The organism is Edaphosphingomonas laterariae, assembly GCF_900188165.1.
Lineage (GTDB): Bacteria > Pseudomonadota > Alphaproteobacteria > Sphingomonadales > Sphingomonadaceae > Sphingomonas_E > Sphingomonas_E laterariae.
The window spans coordinates 20027-37548 of record NZ_FZOS01000015.1 but is presented as its reverse complement, the minus strand read 5'-3'; the positions used below and the strand labels follow the sequence as shown (position 1 = coordinate 37548).

Below are 17522 nucleotides of genomic sequence, written 5' to 3'. Positions count from 1 at the left end.
GATCGGGGGTTGGCTGGCCATCGTGCGTCTCCTTGTCGGGAAAGAAACGCGTGGGCGCGGCCAAGGTTCGCGGGGCGGGCAGGGCGACGCTCAACGCCGCCGCATCGGCCATAAACGAAACGCCCGGATTGCCGAAGCAACCCGGGCGCCCGTGACGAAATCGTCACCCCCCTTGGGGACCTGGGGCCCTCACACAGATCGTCCCCTTAAACGAGCTGCGGGACACCACATGTCCTCCCCGAACCACGGCCATTTTGCCTGTAATTCGTAAGGGGATTGGTAAGCGCAAAGCCCTGGCCTGTCACCGGGCTTTGGGACTTTTGCCGGAGAAAGCGACGGGGCTGTGCCTTATCCGCAACAGAGTATCCTTGTTGCCGGATCGCCAGCGCATCTTTAGAGCCGGGGCCAGACCATTCGGATCAGGATAACCATGCGCCTCTCCCGCCATTTCATTCCCGTCATGAAGGAATCGCCCGCTGACGCCCAGATCGTCAGCCACAAGCTGATGCTCCGCGCGGGGCTGATCCGCCAGACGGCCGCCGGCATCTATGCCTGGCTGCCGCTGGGCTATCGCGTGCTCCGCAAGATCGAACAGATCGTGCGCGAGGAGCAGGACCGCGCCGGCGCCGTCGAGCTTCTTATGCCGACCATCCAGTCGGCCGATCTGTGGCGCCAATCGGGCCGCTATGACGATTATGGCGCGGAGATGCTCCGCATCAAGGACCGGCACGAGCGCGAAATCCTGTTCGGCCCGACCGCCGAAGAGGTGATCACCGCGATCTTTCGCGATTCCGCCAAGAGCTATCGCGATCTGCCGCGCACGCTTTACAACATCCAGTGGAAGTTCCGCGACGAGGTGCGCCCCCGTTTCGGCGTGATGCGTGGCCGCGAATTCCTGATGAAGGACGCCTACAGCTTCGACATGGACGAAGCCGGCGCGCGCCACAGCTATAACCGGATGTTCGTGGCCTATCTGAACACCTATGCCCGCATGGGCCTGCGCGCGATCCCGATGCAGGCCGATACCGGGCCGATCGGCGGCGATCTGAGCCACGAGTTCATCGTGCTGGCGCCGACCGGCGAGAGCGAGGTCTTCTACCATTCGAACTGGGAGAAGCCGGCCGAGCTTTCCGCGGTCGATTTCGACGATGTCGATGGCCTGCAGAAGATCGTTTCGGGTTACACGGCGGATTATGCCGCCACCGACGAGAAGCGCGACGAGGCGGCCGAGGCCGCGATCGGCGCGGACCTGCGCCAGTCCCGCGGGGTGGAAGTGGGCCATATCTTCTATTTCGGCACCAAATATTCGGCACCGATGGGGCTGAAGGTGCAGGGGCCGGACGGCGGCGAGGTGATTCCGCACATGGGCAGCTATGGCATCGGCGTGTCGCGCCTGATGGGGGCGATCATCGAGGCCAGCCACGACGATAACGGCATCATCTGGCCGGAGGCGGTGGCGCCTTACAAGGTGGGAATCATCAACATGCGCGCCGACGATGCCAAGTGCACCGCGGCGGCCGACGATCTCTATGCCAAGCTCAACGCCGCCGGCGTCGAAGTGCTTTATGACGATCGCGACGAGCGTGGCGGCGCGAAATTCGCGACGATGGACCTGATCGGCCTGCCCTGGCAGGTGGTGATCGGCCCGAAGGGGCTGGAGCGCGGCGTCGTCGAGCTCAAGAACCGCAAGTCGGGCGAGAAAGTGGAGCTTGCCATCGAAGACGCGCTGGCGCGGCTGACGGCTTGACGCCTTTCGCACACCCTGGTTTCGCACACTCTGGTCATCCCGGCGAAAGCCGGGATCCCTTAATGCTCGCCCCGACATCCATTCGGACGAGGGCGGCGGGCATGGCTGACGGGCGACACGCATGATCCTATCCCGCTTCGAGCGAACGATTGCCAAGCGTTACCTGCTGCCCGGCAAGGGCGAGGGGTTCATCTTCATCGTCGCGGGGATCAGCCTGTTCGCCGTGACGCTGGGCGTATGGGCGCTGATCACGGTGATGAGCGTGATGAACGGCTTCCGCGCGGAGCTGTTCGACAAGGTGGTCGGCCTCAATGGCCATGCCGTCGTGCAGGGTTATGGCGGGCGGCTGCCGGACTGGCAGGCGATCGTGGCGCAGGCGCAGGCGACGCCGGGGGTGACGAGCGCCACCCCGCTGATCGAACAGCCGCTGATGGCAAGCTATGACGGTCGGGTCGAAGGCGTGATTGCGCGCGGGATGCGCGTGACGGACATCCGCAACAACCCGACGATCCAGGGCAATGTCGTCGCCGGCAACATGAATGCGCTGGTGCCCGGTGCCGACAGCGTGGCGATCGGTTCGCGGCTGGCCGAGGCGCTGGGCGCGCAGGTGGGCGGCCAGATCAGCCTGATCAGCCCGCAGGGGCAGACGACGCCGTTCGGCACGGTGCCCCGGATCGTGAGCTATACCGTGGCCGCCATCTTCGAAGTCGGTGTCTATGATTATGACAAGGCGTTCGTGCTGATGCCGATCGAGGACGCCCAGACCCTGCTGATGCTGGGCGACGCGGTGGGGATGGTGGAGATCGACACGGCCGATCCCGATCGCGTCGGCGCGATCGTGGCGCCGCTGGCGGTGAATGTCGGCCAGCAGGGTGTCGTCACCGATTGGCGGCAGATGAACGCATCGCTGTTCGAGGCGCTGGCGGTGGAGCGGGTGGCGATGTTCGTCATCCTCGCCTTCATCGTGCTGGTCGCCGCGTTCAACATCCTGTCGTCGCTGATCATGCTGGTGCGGGCGAAGACGCGCGATATCGCGATCATGCGGACCATGGGGGCGACAAGCCGGTCGATCCTGAAAATCTTCATCGCCATCGGCCTGTCGATCAGCGTGGCCGGGATATTGGTGGGTATCCTGTTCGCCGTGGTGACCGCGATCTTCCGGCAGCAGGTGGTGAATTTCGTGCAGCTGGTGACGGGGCAAAATCTGTGGGATCCGTCGATCCGCTTCCTGACGGAACTGCCTTACAAGGCCAATCCGTTCGAAATCTTCGCGATCATCGCGCTGACGCTGGTGCTGAGCTTCCTTGCGACGCTGATCCCGGCCTGGCGCGCGGCCAAAACCGATCCGGTGCAGGTGCTGCGTTATGAGTGAGGTGTTGCGGACCACGGGCCTGAAGCGCAGCTTCACCCAGGGCGATGCGGTGATCCACGTCCTGCGCGGCGTGGACCTGCATGTCGGATCGGGCGAGATCGTGGCGCTGCTCGGCCCGTCGGGATCGGGCAAGTCGACGCTGTTGCAGGCGGTGGGCTTGCTGGAAGGCGGGTTCGAGGGTTCGATCCGCATCCAGGGGCAGGAAGCCGCGCGACTCGACAATGATGGCAGGACGAAGCTCCGCCGCGACGCGCTGGGCTTCGTCTATCAGTTCCACCACCTGCTGCCCGATTTCTCGGCGATCGAGAATGTCGAGCTGCCGCAACTGATCCACGGTGCGACGCCCGTGGAGGCGATCGCGCGGTCCCGCATTTTGCTGGAGGCGCTGGGGCTGGCCCATCGGCTCGATCATCGGCCAAGCAAGCTTTCCGGCGGCGAACAGCAGCGCGTGGCCGTCGCCCGCGCGCTGGCCAACCGGCCGGCGCTGGTGCTGGCGGATGAGCCGACCGGCAATTTGGACGAGGCGACGGCCGATATCGTGCTGGCCGAATTCCTGCGGCTGGTGCGTGGCGAAGGTTCGGCCGCGCTGGTCGCGACGCATAATGAGCGGCTGGCCGCCAAGATGGATCGCGTCGTCCGGCTGCATGACGGCGTGCTGGAATAGCACGTCCGCCGGCCGGATTACGGAACCAGCGCGATCCGGCCTTCGACCTTGCCGGCGCGCAGTTCGTCCAGCACGGCGTTGACGTCATCGAGCGGGCGGGCGGCGACATGCGCCCTGACCTTGCCGCGCACGGCGAAATCGATCGCTTCGGCGAGATCGCGCCGCGTGCCGACGATCGAGCCGCGCACGGTGATGCGTTTCAGCACGACATCGAAGATCGGCGTCGGGAAATCGCCCGGCGGCAATCCGACCAGGCTGACGGTGCCCTTGCGCCGCGCACATGCGATCGCCTGGCCGAATGCCGGGGGTGAGACGGCGGTGACGAGCACGCCATGCGCGCCGCCGCCGGTTTCCTTCGCCACCCGGTCCACCAGATCGTTCGACCGCGCATCGAGCGCGAGATCGGCCCCCATGTCGCGGGCAAGGGCGAGCTTGTCGTCCGCGACGTCGAGCGCGATCACGTTGAGGCCCATGGCCTTGGCATATTGGATGGCGACATGGCCGAGACCGCCGATGCCCGAAATCGCGACCCATTCGCCGGGCCGCGCCTCGGTTTCCTTGAGGCCCTTATAGACGGTGACGCCCGCGCAGAGGATCGGCGCCATCGCGACGAAATCCACATCCTTCGGCAAATGGCCGACAAAGGGGGCGCTGGCGACGACATATTCGGCGAACCCGCCATTCACGCTGTAACCGGTATTGTGCTGGCGTTCGCACAGCGTTTCCCAGCCGGTTTCGCAATATTCGCAAGCGCGGCACGCATCGTGGAGCCATGGCACGCCGACCGCATCGCCTTCTTTGACGCCGGTGACGCCGGGCCCGATGGCGGCGACATGGCCGACGCCTTCGTGGCCCGGGATCAGTGGCAGCGTGGGCTTGACCGGCCAGTCGCCGTCGATGGCGTGGAGATCGGTGTGGCAGACGCCGCTGGCGACCACCTTCACCAGCACCTCGCCGGGGCCAGGAGAGGGGACATCGACCTCTTCGAGGCTGAGCGGCTGGCCGAAGGCCCGGGCAATGGCGGCTTTCATCTTCATGGCGACGAACTCTGTGCTGGACATAGCCAGCATAACCGCCGCCGCGCGCGGCGAACAGGCAAGGTGAAACCGGCCGTCGCCCGATTGACGGCGATCGACGCATCATGCAGGCGACGCGGCATTCGCTATTCTGCCATGGATCTGGTTGCGCGCCTGTGACTGCTGTCGATCAATATGATGTTGTTATCCTGGGGGCTGGCGCCGCCGGCATGATGTGCGCGGCCGTGGCCGGGCAGCGCGGAAGGCGCGTGCTGCTGATCGACCGGGCGGACGAGCCGGGCAAGAAGATCCTGATTTCGGGCGGCGGGCGGTGCAATTTCACCAATCTTCACGCGGCGCCGGACCGCTATATCTCCGCCAATCCGCATTTCATGAAATCGGCGATGAGCCGCTACAGCCAGCATGATTTTATCGGCATGGTCGATCGCTATTGCATCGCCTGGCACGAAAAGACGCTGGGCCAGCTGTTCTGCGACGGTTCGGCCCGGCAGATCGTCGCCATGCTGGCGGAGGAATGCGCAATGGGCGGCGTCGAGATGGCGCTGGGGGCGGACGTGACCGGCGTCGAGCATCGCGACGGGGCCTATTTTGTATCTTTTGGCGCGCGGCGGGCGGCCGCGCCGGCGCTGGTGATCGCAACCGGCGGACCTTCGATCCCCAAGATGGGGGCGACGGGCTATGCCTATGATCTTGCGCGGCACTTCGGACTGAAGGTGGTGGAACCGCGCCCGGCGCTGGTGCCGCTGACGCTGGGCGGCGACGAGGCACTTTTCCGTTCCTTGTCAGGCGTGTCGGCCGAAGTGATCACGCGCTGTGGAAAGACGAGCTTTCGCGAGGCGGCGCTCTTCACCCACAAGGGCCTTTCCGGCCCGGCGATCCTGCAAATATCATCCTATTGGCGGCACGGGCAGGAGATCGGCGTCGATTTCCTGCCGGCCGAGGGCGAGGCATGGCTGGCGGCGTTGAAGCGCGCCAAGCCGCGCGCGACGGTGCGGAGCGCGCTTGGCGGCAAGCTGCCCGATCGGCTGGCGGAGGCGCTGGCCGAGCGGCTGGAACTGGCCGGCGAACTCGGCAATCTGACAGATAAGGCACTGAACGCGGCGGAGCGCCGCCTGGCTGACTGGCGCTTCAAGCCCAATGGCACCGAAGGCTATGCCAAGGCCGAAGTGACGGTGGGCGGGATCGACACCGCCGGGCTGTCATCAAAAAGCATGGAGGCCAAGCGCGTGCCCGGCCTTTATGCGATTGGCGAAGCGGTGGACGTAACCGGCTGGCTTGGCGGGTATAATTTCCAATGGGCATGGGCGAGCGGCTGGGCCGCCGGAAACGCGATTTAGCGAAAAGCCTTGCCAAGCTGGCGATTGCTGCCATCTGCAAACAATGCCTTTCAGTCGATTGCCCGCGCTTCTTGCCGAAGCGCTCTCCGAACGCGGCTATGCCGCGCCCACGCCCGTTCAAGCCGCCGTCCTGGAGGAAGGCGCCGATAGCCGCGATCTGATCGTTTCGGCCCAGACAGGATCGGGTAAAACCGTGGCTTTCGGCCTCGCTATCGCTCCGCAGCTGCTGGATGCCGATGGCCGCATGGACCGTCCGGGCGCGCCGCTTGCCCTGGCGATCGCACCGACGCGCGAACTGGCGTTGCAGGTGAGTCGCGAACTGATGTGGCTTTACGGCAAGGCCGGCGCCCGCATCGTTTCCTGCGTTGGCGGCATGGATCCGTCGAAGGAGCGGCGCAATCTTTCGCACGGTGCGCATATCGTCGTCGGTACGCCGGGGCGCCTGCGCGATCATCTCGAACGCGGTGCGCTCGATCTGTCGGGCCTGCGCGTCGTCGTGCTCGACGAGGCGGACGAGATGCTCGACATGGGCTTCCGCGAGGATCTGGAAGAAATTCTGGATGCGACGCCCGAGAACCGGCGCACCTTGCTGTTTTCGGCGACCATGCCCAAGCCGATCACGATGCTTGCCAAGCGTTATCAACGCGATGCGCTGCGTATTTCGACCATGACGGAAGATCGCGGCCATGGCGACATCACCTATCAGGCGGTGACTGTGGCGCCGTCGGATATCGAGGCGGCGGTGGTGAACCTGCTGCGCCTGCACGAGCCGGATACCGCCATCCTGTTCTGCGCGACCCGCGATGCCGTGCGCCACCTGCACGCCAGCCTGATCGAGCGCGGCTTCGATGCCGTGGCGCTTTCGGGCGAGCATAGCCAGAGCGAGCGCAACCATGCGCTGCAGGCGCTTCGCGACCGTCGTGCGCGGGTGTGCGTGGCGACCGACGTGGCGGCGCGCGGTATCGACCTGCCGTCGCTATCGCTCGTCGTTCATGTCGAGCTGCCGCGCGACCATGAAGCGTTGCAGCACCGTTCGGGGCGCACCGGCCGCGCCGGCAAGAAGGGGACGGCGGTGCTGATCGTCCCCTATCAGCGGCGTCGCCGGGTGGAGTCGATGCTGCGCGGCGCACGCATCCAGGCGGAATGGGTGCCGGTGCCGACCGCCGAACAGATCCGCGCCGCCGATCAGGAACGGCTGATCGCCGCGCTGACCCAGCCGGTCGAGATCGAGGACGAGGATCGCGCGCTCGGCGCCAAGCTGATGGCCGAGCTCAGCCCCGAGGACATCGCCGCGATGCTGGTGCGCAGCCACCGTTCCAAGCTGCCCGCGCCCGAAGAAATGGTGGATCAGGGCCCCAAGCCGCGCGAGCGGCCGGAAGGCCCGCGCCCCGGCTTCGAGGATACGGTGTGGTTCCGCATGGATGTCGGCCGCCGGCACAATGCCGATCCGCGCTGGCTGCTGCCGTTGCTCTGCCGTCGCGGCCACATCACCAAGCAGGATATCGGCGCGATCCGCATCGCCGCCGACGAGACGATGTTCGAAATTCCCCGCCACGCCGCGTCGCGTTTCGTGGCGGCGGTGAAGCGCACGGCCGGCGATCCGAACACCGAGGACGGTATCCGTATCGAACCGATCCAGGGTTCCCCGCGGGAAGCCGCGCGGCATAACCGGCGCAGCGGCCCGCCGCCTGTGCGGCATCAGGCAAAGCCATTCCGGGCTGGACCGGGCCAGGGGCAGGGGCAGGGGCCGCGCCGGGGGCGGTGAGCGGCATCCGCATATTGGTCGACGCCGATGCCTGCCCGGTAAAGGAGGAGATCTACAAGGTCGCCTTTCGCCGGGAGGTGCCGGTAACGATCGTCAGCAACGCACATCTGCGCGTGCCTGCCCATCCGCTGATCGAGCGGGTGGTGGTGGACGCAGGCTTCGACGCGGCGGACGACTGGATCGCAGAGCGCGCCGCGCCACGCACTATCGTGGTGACGGCGGATATCCTCCTCGCCGATCGCTGCCTGAAGGCCGGCGCCATGGTGATTGCGCCCAATGGCAAGCCTTTCACCACCAGTTCGATCGGCGCGGCGGTCGCCACGCGGGCGATCATGGCGGATCTGCGTGCGGGCGCGGTGGGCGACGGGATTGGCGGCCCGCCGCCCTTTTCCAAGGCCGATCGATCGCGATTCCTGTCGGCGCTCGACGAGGCATTGGTGAAGGCGGCGCGGTTGACGCCTTGACGGGCAGGCGCGATGCACTGATGGAGTGCCGCCGATTCCCTGGGGGGTGATGTGCGGATCGCGATTGTCGATGAAAGCGGGCTGCGCGCGACCATCCTTGAGGAAGGCCTGCGCGAAGCCGGTTTTGACGATATCCACGCCGTGCCGCCAACCGGTGCGTTCGTCGCCAGGCTGGAGCGGCTGGCGCCCGATGTGGTGCTGATCGACCTCGGCACGCCCAGCCGCGACAGCCTGGAAGAGATGCTGGCGGTAAGCCGGGCCTTGTCGCGCCCGATCGCGATGTTCGTCGATCAATCGGATGAGAGCATGATCGGCGCGGCGATCGATGCCGGCGTTTCGGCCTATGTTGTCGACGGGCTGCGCAAGGATCGGGTGAAGCCGATCCTCGATCTCGCTATCCGCCGGTTCAACGCCTTCGCCCGCCTGCGCACCGAGCTGGAGGAAGCGCGCACCGCGCTTGCCGATCGCAAGAAGATCGACAGGGCGAAGGCGATCCTGATGGAACAGCGCGGGCTGGCCGAAGCCGATGCCTATACGCTGTTGCGGACGACGGCGATGAACCAGGGACGCCGCATCGCCGACGTGGCCGATGCGCTGATCACCGCCACCGAAATGCTGGGAGGGCCGAAATGACGCCGATCTCCGTCGCCTTCCTGCCTTTGACGGACAGCGCCGTGCTAATCGCGGCCAAGGCCATGGGCTTTGCCGAGGCCGAAGGGATCGATCTTGGCCTGGTGCGCGATACCAGCTGGGCCAATGTGCGCGACCGGCTGGTCTATGGCCAGGTGCAGGCCGCCCATATGCTCGCCCCGCTCGCCATCGCGGTGACATTGGGGTTGAGCCAGCACCCGGCCGCGATCGCGGCGCCGTTCAAGCTGGGCGTCAACGGCAATGCGCTGACCTTGTCGTCGGAACTGGCGGCGGCGCTCGATCCGGTGCCGCGCAGCCGCATTCTCGATCCGACCGCCACCGCGCATGACTTTGCCGCGGCGATCGGGCTGCATCGGCGCAAGCCGGTGATCGGCATCGTCCACCGCTTTTCCAGCCATGCGATCATGCTGCGTTACTGGCTGGGATTTGCCGGCGTGAACCCCGACCGCGACGTGACGTTGCGCGTACTGCCGCCGTCGCTGATGGTGGAGGCGCTGCACGCGGGCGAGATCGACGGCTTCATCGCGGGCGAGCCGTGGAGCAGCGTCGCGGTGGCCGAAGGGCTGGGCGAGATCGTCGCCATCGGCGCGAACATCTGGCAGCGCGGGGTGGAGAAGGTGCTGGCGCTGCGCCAGGACTGGATGGAGGCGAATCCAGAAACCGTCGACCGGCTGCTCCGCGCGCTGGATCGCGCGGCGGCCTGGTGCGACGATCCCGCCAACCGGCCGGCGCTCGCCGAATTGTTGAGCCAGCCGCACCATATCGGCCAGCCGGCGGAGATCATCACGCAGGCCTTGTCCGGCCAATTGCCGATCGCGCGCGGCGAGGAACCGATCGAATCCCCCGATTTCCTGCTGTTCCACCGCGAAGCCGCCAATTTCCCGTGGCGCAGCCAGGCTTTGTGGATCTACTCGCAATTCGTGCGCTGGGGCCTGGCCAAGGCCGATGCATCGGCCGAGGCGGCCGCCGCCAATGTGTTCCGATCGGACATTTATCGCCGTGCGCTGGCCGGTGGGCCGACGCCGATGCCGGGGGCCAGCATGAAGCTGGAAGGGGCGCTGCGGGCGCCTTTGGCCGTGGGTTCGGATCGCGGGACATTGACGCTGGGGCCGGACCGTTTCTTCGACGGCCGCATATTCGATCCCGCTGAAATCCACGACTATATCGCGGGGTTCGAGCCGACGCGCTGAGGGGCGCGCGCACGATTTTGCATTTTGCACTTGTGTGACGGCCAAGAATCGGGTGATTTTCTCGCTGCGGCGCACAATGAGTGTGCGCTGCGATATTGGTGATCGCCCGACGTTGGGAGGGATCGCCATCGAACGACAGCAAAGCCGCTGTCCGGCCACCGCATCACGGGGGGCCGGAGGCGGCTTTTTTCGTGTCCGCGGGAGATCCGATGGGGCTGAGGCGTGGAAGATGGGGAGGGGGGTCAGCGGGTTGCGAAGGACGCAACCAGCGCGATCGCCAGTACCAGCGATACCAATTGCCAGAACAGCACCGGATTGCGCTCGATCAACGGGCGCGCTTCGGGGCGACGGACGGCATGCGCGGCGCCGCTTTCGAGCGCGTGGACGAGTTCGAGCACATCGCCGAAGCGCCGCGACGGATCGACCGCGATCGCGCGGAGGATGGTGGCTTCGAGCCAGCCGGGCATGTCGGCGCGATAGCGGGACGGCGGCACGGGCTGGCCGAAGCGCGGGCGGCTGAATGCTTCGACCTCGCCGAACGGATATTTGCCGGTGAACAGCCGGTAGATGGTGACGCCGAGCGCGAACTGGTCGCTCGCTTCGGACCCGCGTTCGCCCTCATAGAGTTCGGGCGCCATATAGCTGGGGGTGCCGGGAATTTCGTCCTGCGCGAATTCCTCCACCCGGGGCAGACGCGCGACGCCGAGATCGATCAGCTTCAGCCCGCCGCCTTCGGGCAGGATCACATTTTCCGGCTTGATGTCGCGATGGACGATGCCGCGCCGGTGGAGCGCCGCAACGCCGCGCGCGAGCTGGGCGGCGATCTGCACCCCGCGGTCGATCGTGACGGGCGTGCGGCCAAGGCGTTCTTCCAGCGTTTCGCCGGGCAGATAAGGCATGGCGATATAGAGCTGGCTCTGCCGTTCCGGCGCGATCGCGATGGCACCGCCGACATAAGGGTCATCGATCCGCGCGCCGACCAGGCTTTCGCGCAGGAAGGCGAGCCGTGCGCCATTTTCGGAAAGCAGAGCGGGCTTGGGGAATTTCAGCACCAGTTCGCCGCCGGCCACCATGTCTTCGGCAAGGAAAAGGCGGGTGTAGCGGCCGTCCGAAATCAGGCGATCGAGCCGGAAGCCATCCACGCTGTCTCCGGTTTGCGGCGTTGCGCCGACGGGAAGCGCGGCGGCGAGCGCGGCCAGCATATCCTGTTCGATGGCGGGCAAGGCCACCACGTCGATCACCAGCGCGGTCATATTGTCCTGCGAACCGGCGGCATAAGCGGCCGCGACGATCGCATCGGCATCGGCCTGCGCCGATCCGCGCTGATCGAGCAGTCGGGCGATCGCGCGATCGGAAAGCGTGCCGTGAACGCCGTCGCTGGTGATGAGCAGGCGATCATGAACCGCCAGATCCTGCACGGCGACGTCGAGCCGCACGGTCGGTTCTATCCCCACCGCGCGGTAGAGGATGTGTCGCTGATCCGGCTGGGGAAGGGTGTGATCCTGGGTCAGCCGGTGCAGCTGGCCGTCGCGGAAATGCCAGGCGCGGCTGTCGCCGACATGAAGCGCGGTGGCGCGCCGGCCGCGCAGCACCAGCGCGGTGAAGGTGGTGGCGCAGCCGGCAAGCGCATCATCGGTACGGCCGATCTGGTTGAGCCACTGGTTGACGCTGGCGAGCGCCTTGCTGGCCGCCGCCGCAATGCCATTGGTTTCGGGAAGCGCGTAATAAGCGTCGAGAAAAGCGCGCACGGTGGTTTCGGAAGCGACACGGCCGCCACGCGCGCCGCCGACGCCATCGGCCACCGCCGCCGCGATGCCATGACGGGCGCGTTCGCCGTCATTGCCCAGCCAGACGGCGCCGAAATCCTGATTATCTTCGCGACGCCCCGTGGTCGACGCGAAGCCTGCGGCAATGTCGAGTCGGCCTTCCGGCTTCATGCCCCACCCCTTTTGCGTGCGTCCTTTCCATCAACTATGATCGCCAGCGCAAGCCCGCGATCTCATCCGGGGAAGCAAATGACATGAAGACCAGCTTTTGGAAGGCGGGGCATACGCCCACGCTGATCGCGGCGTTCCTTTATTTCGACCTGGCCTTCATGGTCTGGGTGCTGCTGGGCCCGCTCGCCCCCGAGATCGCCAAGGATCTGGGGCTGACGCCGGCCGAAAAGGGCCTGATGGTGGCCGTGCCGACGCTGGCCGGCGCGGTGCTGCGCGTCGTCAACGGCCTGCTCGTCGATCGGATCGGGCCGAAACTGGCCGGCGCGATCAGCCAGGTGATCGTGATCCTTGGCCTGTTCGCGGCGTGGAGCTTCGGCGTGCATAGTTTCGAGGCGACGCTGGCGCTGGGCATCGTGCTGGGCTTTGCGGGGGCGAGCTTCGCCATCGCGCTGCCGCTGGCGAGCCGCTGGTATCCGCCGGAGCATCAGGGCAAGGCCATGGGGCTGGCCGGCATGGGCAATTCGGGCACGGTGTTCGCCGCGCTGTTTGCGCCGACGCTGGCCAAGCTGTTCGGCTGGAACGCGGTGCTGGGGCTGGCCTGCATCCCGCTCGTGATCGTGTTCGTCGTCTATATGGTCCTGGCGAAGGACGCGCCCGATGCGCCGCCGGCCAAGCCGCTGGGGGCCTATCTGGAGCCGCTGAAATCGGCCGATGCCTGGTGGTTCATGCTGTTCTATGGCGTGACGTTCGGCGGCTTCGTCGGCCTGGCTGCGTCGCTTTCGATCTACTTTACCGATCAGTTCGGCCTGACGACGGTGGTTGCCGGCTATTGCACGGCGGCTTGCGTGTTCGCGGGGTCGCTCGTCCGCCCGATGGGCGGTGCGCTGGCCGATCGGATCGGCGGCATCCGTACGCTTTCGGTGGTCTATATCGTCGCTGCCGCCGCATTGGTGGGGGTGAGCGCGGGCCCGGCCAGCGTGCTGGGCGCGCTTGGCCTGTTCGTGGTGGCGATGCTGGCGCTGGGCACCGGCAATGGCGCGGTCTTCCAGCTTGTGCCCCAGCGCTTCCGCGCCGAGATCGGCGTGATGACCGGGCTTGTCGGCATGGCCGGCGGGGTGGGGGGCTTCTACCTCGCATCGAGCCTTGGCCTCGCGAAGCAGATGACCGGGACTTATCAGTCGGGTTTCCTGATCTTTGCGGCCCTCGCGCTCGTGGCGCTGATGGGGCTGTCGTCGGTCAAGCGCAAATGGCGGACCACCTGGGGTGCCGCGATCCAGGGCGTGCGCATCTGACCGAGCGATGAGGAACGGCCGCCAGCGTGGCGCGTTATTGCTGGCGGCCGGCATATCTGACCGAAATCTTAGGGGGATTTCATGAAGATGCGGATGGTGTGGCCAGCGATCGCAATCGCGGGCGGAATAGGTTGCGGCCCGGCACTGGCCGCCGACGTGAAGGTGACGCCGATCATCGACGCGCGGCTGCGCTACGAGCATGTCGATCAAGACGGTATCGATCGCGAAGCGGATGCCGTGACAGCGCGCGTGCGGGCTGGTGCGGAAGCGAGCGCCGGCGACTGGGCCGTGCTGGCGGAGGCCGAAGGCACGCTGGCGATCGACGAGGATTATAATAGCGGCGTCAACGGGCGGACGGCTTACCCGTTGGTGGCCGATCCGCAGAATGTGGAGATCAACCGGCTGCAACTGCAATATCGCGGGCTGAAGGGACTGACCGCGACTTTGGGCCGCCAGAGCATCAACCTGGCCGACCAGCGTTTCGTGGGGGGCGTTGCCTGGCGGCAGAACGAGCAGACCTATGATGCCGCGCGGGTGGAATGGGCCATCACGCCAAAACTGAAGGCGGACATGACCTATAGCTGGTCGGTGCGCACGATATGGGGCGTGGATGGCGCCGGCGCGCGGCAGCAGGCGATTTCGGGCGACAATGTTTTCGCGATGCTGGGCTGGAAGACGCCGGTCGGAACGCTGTCGGGTTTCGCTTTCCTGATCGATCAGGACGAGGCCGCCGTTTCCGGCTTCGGCCTTTCGAGCCAGACTTATGGCGGCCGATTGCAGGGCGCCCGGCCGCTGGGAAGCAAGGTGAAGCTGGATTATGCGCTGAGCTATGCGCGCCAGTCCGGCTGGCATCGTAACCCCAATGATTATGCCGCCGATTACTGGCTGGCCGATGCGGGGCTGACGATGGCCGGCTGGCGGATCGGTGGCGGCTATGAGGTGCTGGGGGCGGATGGCGGCGCGGCGTTGACCAGTTTCCAGACGCCATTGGCGACGGCCCACAAGTTCCAGGGCTGGGCGGACAAGTTCCTGACCACGCCGCCCAATGGCGTGCGAGATCTTTATGCCAGCGTGGGCAAGAGCTGGGCCGGGCTGGCGGGCGCCGATGCGGTGTCGGTGCAGGCCATCTATCACCGTTTCGACAGCGATCGGCAGGACCAGCATTATGGCAATGAGATCGACCTGCAGGCGACGGCCAGGTTCGGCCGGATCACCTTGCTTGCCAAATATGCTGATTATGACGCCAAGGCGTTCATGACCGATACCCGCAAGGCGTGGCTGTCGATCGAATGGGTCTATTGAGCCGCTCCGTGCCGATGCGGTTTATTCCGCAGTGCACAAAACACACTTGCGATCGCAAAACGAATCACGCATGTTCCGACCAAGCGAGCAAGGACGTTCGCGCGAAATAGGCCCGAATCCCCACAGGCGGGGATAGGGTAGCGAGCCGGCGGACTGCCGGCATGGCTAAGAGGCAAAGCCGCCTTCGATCACCCGATTACCGGGCCGGTCGAAGGCGGCTTTTTTCGTGTTCGGAGATGGGGCGATGGAGTTTACGGGCAGGCTGGATCAGGAGGATGGGGCGATGGCCCCGGCCGCGGCACCGCGCAAGCCGCATCTGGTGGTGATCGGCAACGGCATGGCCGGGTGCCGCGCGGTGGAGGAAGTGCTGGCGCGCGATGCGGGCCGCTTTCGCATCACCATCTTCGGCGCCGAACCGCGCGTGAATTACAACCGGATCATGCTTTCGCCGCTGCTGGCCGGCGAAAAGTGCTTCGACGACATCGTGATCAACGATCAGGCCTGGTATGCCGACAATGGCATCGAACTGGTGGCCGGCGATGCGGTGGCCGCGATCGACCGGCAGGCGCGGACGGTGACGAGCGCGTCGGGCCGTTGCGTCCCTTATGACAAGCTGCTGATCGCCACGGGATCGGACCCGTTCGTGATCCCGGTGCCGGGCAAGGATCTGCCGGGCGTGGTGACGTTCCGCGACATGGACGATGTGGGCGCCATGCTCCGCGCGGCGGAAAATGGCGGTCATGCCGTCGTCATCGGCGGCGGCCTGCTGGGGCTGGAGGCGGCGCACGGGCTAACGCTGCGCGGCATGGGCGTGACCGTGATCCACCTGATGTCGACGCTGATGGAGCGCCAGCTGGACGAGGCGGCGGGCTGGTTGCTGAAAACCGCGCTGGAAGGGCGCGGCCAGACCATCCTGACTGGCGCCGACACCGCCGAAATCTATGGCGACGGCAAGGTCGAAGGGGTGCGCCTGAAGGACGGGCGCGACATTCCGGCAAGCCTGGTCGTGATGGCTGTCGGCATCCGCCCCAATGTGACGCTGGCGAAGGCGGCGGGGCTTGCCGTCGGGCGCGGCATCCAGGTCGACGATCATATGGTGACGTCGGACGCGGACGTGCTGGCGGTGGGCGAATGCGTGGAGCATCGCGGCGCGTGCTATGGCCTTGTCGCACCCCTGTGGGAAATGTGCCGCGCGCTTGCGGACGGGCTGACCACGGGACCCAGCGGCTATGAAGGCTCCGTCACTTCGACCAAGCTGAAGGTGGCCGGGCTCGACGTGTTTTCCGCCGGCGATTTTTCGGGTGGCGACGGGGCCGAGGATATCGTGCTGCGCGACGCCGCACGCGGCCATTATCGGCGTGTCGTGGTGAAAGAAGACCGCGTGGTCGGCGCGGTGCTCTATGGCGATACCGCCGACGGCAACTGGTATTTCGACCTGATGAAAAAGGGCGAGGATATCTCGTCCATCCGCGACAATCTGATCTTCGGCCAGGCCTTCGCCTCCGGAGGTGGGCTGGCGGACCCTAAGGCGGCCGTTGCAGCGCTATCCGACGATGCGGAGATCTGCGGCTGCAACGGCGTGTCCAAGGGCCAGGTGGTGGCCTGCATCGATGGCGGTGCCGCCACGCTGGATGCGGTGCGGGCGAGTTGCAAGGCATCGGCCTCCTGCGGATCGTGCACCGGGCTGGTCGAAACCCTGCTCGCGGTGACGCTGGGCGACGATTATTCGGGCGAGCGGGCGACCAAGACCGTCTGCAAATGCACCAGCTTCACCCATGACGACGTGCGCCGCGAGATCGTGGCGCAGGCGATGAAGTCGATCCCGGAGGTCATGCAGAAGCTGAGCTGGACGACGCCCGACGGGTGTTCCTCCTGCCGGCCGGCGCTCAATTATTACCTGCTCTGCGCGTGGCCCGGCGAATATGTCGACGACCAGCAGAGCCGCTTCGTCAATGAACGCATGCACGCCAACATCCAGAAGGATGGCACCTATTCGGTGGTCCCGCGCATGTGGGGCGGGCTGACCAATCCCCGCGAACTGCGCGCCATCGCCGATGTGGTGGAGAAATATGACGCGCCGATGGTGAAGGTGACGGGCGGCCAGCGCATCGACATCTTCGGTATCCGCAAGGAAGACCTGCCCGCCGTGTGGGCGGACCTGAACGCCGCCGGCATGGTTTCCGGCCACGCTTATGGCAAGGCGCTGCGCACGGTGAAGACGTGCGTGGGATCGGAATGGTGCCGCTTCGGGACGCAGGATTCCACCGGCCTTGGCGTCAAGGTGGAACGGATGACCTGGGGGTCGTGGATGCCCCACAAGTTCAAGATCGCGGTGTCCGGGTGCCCGCGCAACTGCGCCGAGGCGACGATCAAGGATTTCGGCGTGGTCTGCGTCGACAGTGGCTATGAGCTTCATGTCGGCGGCAATGGCGGGATCAAGGTGCGCGCCACCGATCTGCTCTGCAAGGTCGGCACCGAGCGGGAGGCGATGGATTATTGCGCCGCCTTCATCCAGCTCTACCGCGAGGAGGCCCGCTATCTGGAGCGCACCGCGCCGTGGATCGAGCGGGTGGGCGTTGAATATATCCGCCAGCGCATCGCTGACGACGGGGTTGGCCGCGAGGCGCTGACCGCCCGCTTCCTCTATTCGCAAAGCTTCAGCCAGGACGATCCCTGGGCCGAACGCGCCGAGGGCGGCGACCGGCAATTGCATGCGCATCTGGGCGAAGTGCGCCCCCTGGCTTCCATCGCAGCGGAGTAAGAC

At 66.2% G+C, this 17522-nt stretch carries 13 protein-coding genes; 11 read left to right on the top strand and 2 right to left on the bottom strand.

Features of this window, described 5'->3' with window-relative positions; translation table 11 throughout:
• Positions 1-430 precede the first annotated feature (430 nt).
• From proS to CHB74_RS13490, 3 genes are all read left to right on the top strand, one after another.
• Positions 431-1747 carry a proline--tRNA ligase gene (gene proS / locus CHB74_RS13500; RefSeq protein WP_089220156.1) on the top strand — a complete coding sequence of 439 codons (1317 nt, stop codon included), beginning with the start codon at positions 431-433 and terminating at the stop codon, positions 1745-1747.
• A gap of 121 nt (positions 1748-1868) precedes the next feature.
• Positions 1869-3119, top strand: a complete 1251-nt coding sequence (locus CHB74_RS13495; protein ID WP_089220155.1) for a lipoprotein-releasing ABC transporter permease subunit — start codon at positions 1869-1871, stop codon at positions 3117-3119.
• Positions 3112-3783: an ABC transporter ATP-binding protein gene (locus CHB74_RS13490; protein ID WP_089220154.1), complete on the top strand. Its 672-nt coding sequence runs from the start codon at positions 3112-3114 to the stop codon at positions 3781-3783. The genes CHB74_RS13495 and CHB74_RS13490 overlap by 8 nt, the downstream gene beginning before the upstream one ends.
• 17 nt (positions 3784-3800) lie before the next feature.
• Here the strand turns inward: CHB74_RS13490 and adhP are convergent, their stop codons facing one another.
• Positions 3801-4844: an alcohol dehydrogenase AdhP gene (gene adhP, locus CHB74_RS13485; protein WP_089220153.1), complete on the bottom strand. Its 1044-nt coding sequence runs from the start codon at positions 4842-4844 to the stop codon at positions 3801-3803.
• Between the two features lie 80 nt (positions 4845-4924).
• Between adhP and CHB74_RS13480 the strand changes: the two genes are divergently transcribed.
• Genes CHB74_RS13480 through CHB74_RS13460 form a run of 5 tightly spaced genes read left to right on the top strand, consistent with a single transcriptional unit; the run spans position 4925 to position 10227 of the window.
• Positions 4925-6157, top strand: coding sequence for a BaiN/RdsA family NAD(P)/FAD-dependent oxidoreductase (locus CHB74_RS13480; RefSeq protein WP_089220152.1), 1233 nt, complete (start codon positions 4925-4927; stop codon positions 6155-6157).
• A 43-nt stretch (positions 6158-6200) separates the two neighbouring features.
• A complete protein-coding gene (locus CHB74_RS13475) occupies positions 6201-7922 on the top strand; it encodes a DEAD/DEAH box helicase (RefSeq protein WP_089220151.1) in 1722 nt (573 codons plus the stop codon).
• A 5-nt stretch (positions 7923-7927) separates the two neighbouring features.
• A complete protein-coding gene (locus CHB74_RS13470; protein WP_089220203.1) occupies positions 7928-8386 on the top strand; it encodes a YaiI/YqxD family protein in 459 nt (152 codons plus the stop codon).
• Between the two features lie 51 nt (positions 8387-8437).
• On the top strand, positions 8438-9019 hold the full coding sequence (locus tag CHB74_RS13465) for an ANTAR domain-containing response regulator (protein ID WP_089220150.1): 582 nt from the start codon (positions 8438-8440) through the stop codon (positions 9017-9019).
• Entirely contained in the window at positions 9016-10227 is a 1212-nt protein-coding gene (locus tag CHB74_RS13460) for a CmpA/NrtA family ABC transporter substrate-binding protein (RefSeq protein ID WP_089220149.1), read from the top strand. Before CHB74_RS13465 ends, CHB74_RS13460 begins: the two co-directional genes overlap by 4 nt.
• Positions 10228-10469: 242 nt before the next feature.
• On the opposite strand, the gene CHB74_RS13455 is transcribed toward CHB74_RS13460, so the two are convergent.
• Entirely contained in the window at positions 10470-12164 is a 1695-nt protein-coding gene (locus CHB74_RS13455; protein WP_089220148.1) for a bifunctional protein-serine/threonine kinase/phosphatase, read from the bottom strand.
• Between the two features lie 83 nt (positions 12165-12247).
• Between CHB74_RS13455 and CHB74_RS13450 the strand changes: the two genes are divergently transcribed.
• The 3 genes from CHB74_RS13450 to nirB all read left to right on the top strand — a co-directional run bounded on the left by CHB74_RS13450 (position 12248) and on the right by nirB (position 17519).
• A complete protein-coding gene (locus CHB74_RS13450) occupies positions 12248-13456 on the top strand; it encodes a nitrate/nitrite transporter (RefSeq protein WP_089220147.1) in 1209 nt (402 codons plus the stop codon).
• An 81-nt stretch (positions 13457-13537) separates the two neighbouring features.
• On the top strand, positions 13538-14758 hold the full coding sequence (locus CHB74_RS13445) for an alginate export family protein (protein ID WP_425442282.1): 1221 nt from the start codon (positions 13538-13540) through the stop codon (positions 14756-14758).
• Between the two features lie 244 nt (positions 14759-15002).
• Positions 15003-17519, top strand: a complete 2517-nt coding sequence (gene nirB / locus CHB74_RS13440) for a nitrite reductase large subunit NirB (RefSeq protein ID WP_425442281.1) — start codon at positions 15003-15005, stop codon at positions 17517-17519.
• Positions 17520-17522: the final 3 nt, after the last annotated feature.